The sequence below is a fragment of the Corallococcus sp. CA041A genome (genome assembly GCF_003612075.1).
In the GTDB taxonomy this organism is placed as follows: Bacteria; Myxococcota; Myxococcia; order Myxococcales; family Myxococcaceae; genus Corallococcus; species Corallococcus exiguus.
The window spans coordinates 1-5,706 of record NZ_RAWF01000395.1; the positions used below are offsets into that span (position 1 = coordinate 1).

A 5,706-nucleotide genomic window follows, 5' to 3' on the forward strand; every position below is an offset into this window, starting at 1 on the left:
CCCCGCGTCCACCGAGGCGCCCGCCGCCAGCGCGACGTCCCCGTCCACCCCCGCTCCGGTGCAGGCCGCGAAGCTCACGCCCGTCATCCACGAACTGGCCAGTGAGAACGCCGTGCCCACGGGCGTGGTCATCGAGTTCGCGCTGCCGGTGCGCCCGCGCTACGAGAGCGTCGACGGCAGCATCGTCACGGTGTCTCCGGAGGTCGGGGGCAGCCTGCGGTGGACGGGCCCCTCGTCGCTGCTCTTCACTCCGTCCACGGGCTTCGCCGCCGGCACGACGTACACGGTGTCCGTGGACGCGGTGAACACCGACGCGGGCATCATCAAGCCTTCGTCCGCGCGCGAGTGGCGCTACAACTTCACGACCTACGCCTTCAAGTTCGCCCAGATCTACCCCACGCGCATGGACCTGCTGAAGAACCGCGTGGAGGCGAACGTGGACTTCTCCGGCCCGGTGGACCTGGCCGCCGTGCGCTCCCGCACCAGCTTCCGCGTGGGTGACGCCGTCATCAGCGACGTGAAGTGGAGCACCCGCGCGGACACGCGCAACTCGCTGTCCGTGGCGCTCACCCACCCGAAGCTCAAGCCCGGCGCGACGGTGCAGTTCGCGCTGCGCGAGGGGCTGACGGCGGCGGGGGGCGTCTCCACCGTGCAGGCGCCCGCGGCCACGGGCACCCTCCTGCTGAACGGCGGCAAGCGCCTGGACATCACCTACGTGAGCCTCCAGGAGGGCTCCAACGGCCACTTCTACGAGGTGAGCTGCCGCGACGTGGCGGCGGACGCCCCGGCGAGCCCCACCGACGAGCAGTGGGACTCGTACTACTACAACGACGACAACAAGGGCTGCTCGCTGAGCGACGCGGTGGCCCAGGACGCCATCCGCTTCAAGCCGAAGGTGAAGTTCACCGTGGCCCCGTCGCGGCGCGGCTTCCGCATCTTCGGTGACTTCAAGCGCGGCCCGCACACGCTCTCCATCGCGGAGGGAACGCTCTCCGTGGGCGGCGGCACGCTCATGGGTGCCTGGTCGCGCGGCTTCTCCGTGCCCGCGCGTCAGTCCCAGGTGCGCTTCAACGCCAACGGCCGCTACCTGCCGCGCAGCGCGTGGCGCAACCTGCCCCTGCAGCACCTCAACCTGGAAGAGGTGACGCTCACGGTGCGCAACATCCCGCCGGAGAACCTCGTCTTCTGGATGGGCAGCGACTACTCGGAGAGCGCTGACGAGCGGACGAGCAACGTGCTGGTGCGCAAGGCGGTGCCGCTCAAGTCCACGCCGGACGCGCTGCTGACCACGTACATCGACGTGGCGTCGCTGGTGCCCGCGAACACGCGCGGCCTGGTGGAGATCGTCGCCGAGCGCGGTGACTACAAGGCCGCCGCCCGCATCCTGCTCACCGACCTGAGCCTCGTGGCCAAGCGCGGCGGTCCCGCCGTGGGCTCCAAGGACTCCGGCGAGGTGTGGGTCTGGGCCCTGGGCCTGGAGAGCACGGAGCCCCTGGCCGGCGTGGAGGTGTCGCTGGTGAAGAAGAGCGGGCAGACCGTGGCCCGCTGCACCACGCAGGGCGAGGCGGGCTGCCAGCTGAAGGTCCCCGCGCCCGGCGTGGATGACAGCGCCCCGTTCGCGCTGGTGGCGCGCAAGGGCGACGAGCTGACGTACCTCAAGTACGACGAGCTGAAGACGGAGATCGCCAACTCGGACGTGCAGGGCGAGCCGTACCGCGCCGAGCAGCCGTACCGCGCTTCCATCTGGTCCGACCGCGGCGTGTACCGCCCCGGTGACACCGCGCACGTGGCCGCCGTGCTGCGCGGCCAGGACAACCTGGCGCCGCCCGTGGGCATGCCGGTGGAGGTCCGCGTCATCGACCCTCGCGAGCGTGAAATCCGCAAGGTGACGCTGAAGACGAACGCGGCGGGGCTCGTGGCCTTCGACCAGGCGTTCGCGGCGTTCCAGGACACGGGCCACTACTGGGTGCGCCTCAAGGTGGCGGACCGCGACCTGGCCTCCTACGCGGTGAACGTGGAGGAGTTCGTCCCGGAGCGCATGAAGGTGACGGCCAGCACCACCGCGCCGGGCTACGTGCAGGGCACGGAGATTCCGGTGGGCGTGGAGGCCGCGTATCTCTTCGGCGGCTCCGCGGAGGGCAGCCCGGTGGAGATGACGTGCCGGCTGGAGTCCGTGGCCTTCAAGCCCAAGCAGAACGCCCAGTACACCTACGGCGTCTGGCGCCAGGACGGCAACCTGCCCCGGCCCGTGACGCTGGGCCAGGTGAAGGGCACGCTCGACGCCAAGGGGCATGCGCTTCTCAACTGCCCGGCCCAGGCGGCCTCCGGCCCCATGAAGGGCGCGGCGCGGCTGTCCGCGGTGGCAAGTGTCTTCGAGTCCGGCAGCGGCCGCTCCACCATCGGTGAGGCCACCGTGCCGGTGCACCCGGAGGCGTACTACCTGGGCCTGCAGGCCAACACGCAGAAGGTGAAGGCGGCCACGCCCTTCACGCTGACCGGCGTGGTGGTGGACTGGAACGGCCAGCCCTTCACCGACGGCAAGGCGCCGAAGACGGTGCAGCTGGAGTACCAGTTGCTCGAGGAGAACTACGGCTACTACTACGACGAGGAATCCGGCTACGAGCGCTACCAGCGCTACCTGCGCCCGCAGCGTGAGGGCGAGACGACGGTGAAGGTGGAGAACGGCCGCTTCACCGCCACGGTGCTGCCGGGCCGCGACGGCGCGGGCTACCTCGTGCGCGCTCGCGCGGGCAACACCCAGACGGACCTCGCCATCGAGGGCGAGGGCCGCTACTACTGGTGGGGCGAGGGCTCGCGCGTGGACCAGACGCCGCGTCCCCTGAAGCCCACGGCGCTGGATATCTCGCTGCCCGCCAAGGGCAGGGTGGGCGAGGCCCTCACCGTGAAGATGAAGGCGCCCTACCGGGGCCGCGTGCTCTTCACGGTGGAGACCGACCGCGTGCTCACCACCGCGTGGAAGCAGGTGGAGCCCGGCGAGGTGTCCTGGTCGTTCACGCCGTCCGAGTACGCGCCCAACGTGTACGTGAGCGCGTTCCTGGTGAAGGACCCGCACCTGGAATCCGCCCAGGCGTTCATGCCCGACCGCGCCTTCGGCGTGGGCAGCATCGCGCTGGAGCCGGTGGACTTCACCCAGGCCGTCGCGCTGACGGTGCCCAAGGAGGTCCGCAGCAACGACACGCTCACCGTGGACGTCTCGGTGGAAGGCGTGGAGGGCCCCACCTTCGCCACCGTGGCGGTGGTGGACGAGGGCATCCTGTCCCTCACGCGTTTCCAGAGCCCGGATCCGCTGAAGGAGATCTTCACGCGGCGCGCGCTGGGCATCCAGACCTACGAGACGGTGGGCTGGGCGCTCCTGGTTCCGCCGGGCGGCAACTCCAGCTCCACCGGTGGTGACGAGGGTGGCGCGGAAGGCCGCGTACAGCCGGTGAAGCCCGTGGCCCTGTGGAGCGGCGTCGTGGAGGTTCCCGCCAACGGCAAGCTGAAGGTGCCCTTCAAGCTGCCGCAGTACCGGGGCGCGGTGCGCGTGATGGTGGTGACGGCGGGGGCCAAGCGGATCGGCCGGGCCAGCGCGCAGGTGCTGGTGCGCGACCCGCTGGTGCTCCAGACGACGCTGCCGCGCTTCCTCACCCAGAACGACGAGATCCAAATCCCCGTCTTCGTCACCAACCTGTCCGGCAAGGCGCAGGACGTGAAGGTGTCGCTGTCCGCGGAGGCGCTGGCGGTGCCGGGGCTCGCGATGCCGGAGGGCGTGGGCTCGCCGCTGGAGCTCAAGGGCAAGAGCGAGGGCCGCGCGAAGCTGGAGGACGGCAAGTCCCGCACCTTCGTGTTCCAGGGCCGCGCTGTGCAGTCGGTGGGCGCGGCGCGGCTGGTGGTGACGGTAGAGGGCGGTGGCTACACGTCACGCGAGCAGCTGGACGTGCCGCTGTCTCCCGCCGGTCCCCGTGAGCGCAAGATCCAGCAGGTGGAGCTCGCGGAGGGCACCACGGACCTGAAGGCGCTGCTCGCTGGCTGGGTGCCCACCACGGAGCGCACCAACGTCTGGGTGACGAACAATCCGTACGCGAAGTCGCTCCAGCACCTCTCGTATCTCGTGCGCTACCCGTACGGCTGCATCGAGCAGACGACGTCCTCCACCCGCCCGCTGCTGTTCGTGAGCCAGCTGGTGGAGCGTGTGGATCCGACGCTGGTCTCCACGGCGAAGGTGGAGGACATGGTCCAGTCGGGCATCAACCGGGTGCTGTCCATGCAGACGGCCTCGGGTGGCTTCGCGTACTGGCCGGGCCAGACGGAGCCGATGGCCTGGGGCACGGCCTACGCGACGCACATGCTGCTGGACGCGCGCAAGCTGAAGTACCCGGTGCCGGACGACCGAGTGGACAGCGCGCTCGCGTGGATGGGTGACGAACTGACCCGGAAGGAGGGCCGCGTGGGGCAGGACGACCACTACGGCCAGCACTCGGAGGCGTACATGCACTACGTGCTCGCGGTGGCGGGCAAGGGGCGCAAGGCGCGGGCGCAGGCGATGGTGAGCGCGCTGGAGACGGCGGCGAAGAAGGCCGCGCTCGGCGGCGAAGAGCAGGAGGACCTGTACCTGCTCAAGGCCGCGCTGTGGCTGTCCGGCGACCGCCGCTACGAGAAGGAGCTGCGCAACCCGGACGTGTCCACCGTCACCGATGACCGTCGCAACAACTGGTCGTTCTACTCGGACCGGCGCCGTCGCGGGATGATGCTCAGCACCTTCCAGGACCTCTTCGGCGACGCGCCGGAAGGGGAGCCCCTGGCGCGCATGGTGGCGACGGCGCTGTCGTCCCGCACGTCGGCGTACTACTCCACGCAGGAGCTGGTCTGGGGCATCACCGGCCTGGGCAAGCGGCTGCAGGGCACCGCGACCAGCTTCTCGCCGCCCACGCTCACGGTGGCGGGCAAGACGGTGACGCCCGTCGCGGAGAAGGACTCGCGCGTGTCGGATCGCACGTGGTCCCTGGCTCGCGCCAGTGAGCGCGCCAGCGTGTCGCTGGACCTGAAGGAGAAGGGCAGCGGCAGCGTGTACCTCATCCTCAACAGCGAGGGCGTGCGCACCACGCCCGAGGTGAAGGTGGGGGGAGAGGGGCTGGCGCTCAAGCGTACCTGGCGCTCGCTGGACGGCACCGCGCTGGACATGAAGGCGCAGCCGGTGAAGCTGGCGGACCTCATCTACGTGGAGCTGGAGGTGACCAACACCCGGGGCGAGCGCGTGCAGAACATCGCGCTGGTGGACCGGCTGCCGGCGGGCTGGGAGATCGAAAACGCCCGCCTGGGGCGCGGCGGCAGCGTGGACTGGGTGGACGCGGATTCGCTCTGGGCCGCCGACTACGTGAACGTGCGCGATGACCGCATGGAGGCGTTCGGCGCGCTGCAGGCCCATGAGACGAAGAAGCTCGTCTACGCGGTGCGCGCGGTGACCGCGGGCAGCTTCACCCTGCCGTCCGCGGAGGCGGAGGCGATGTACGACTCCTCGCTCTGGGCCCGGGATGCCGCGGGCACGGTGCAGGTGTTGGGTCCCTGGAAGGACGACCTGCTCTAAGCCAACCGGAGTAATTCCGTTCAGGGGTACGCTGCGTTGGTAATGAGCAGCGTGCGCCGGAAGAGGCCCCAGCAGGGCGTGCGGCTAACTGCCGGGCAGCGGCGCCTCCTGACAGGGCTGCT

1 protein-coding gene is annotated in these 5,706 nt (G+C 70.3%); it reads left to right on the forward strand.

The genetic code is table 11. The features are described from left to right. Positions 1 to 5,584, forward strand: a 5,584-nt coding sequence (locus tag D7V77_RS39515) for an Ig-like domain-containing alpha-2-macroglobulin family protein (protein WP_120581375.1), incomplete at its 5' end; no start/stop codon positions are given. Positions 5,585 to 5,706: the final 122 nt, after the last annotated feature.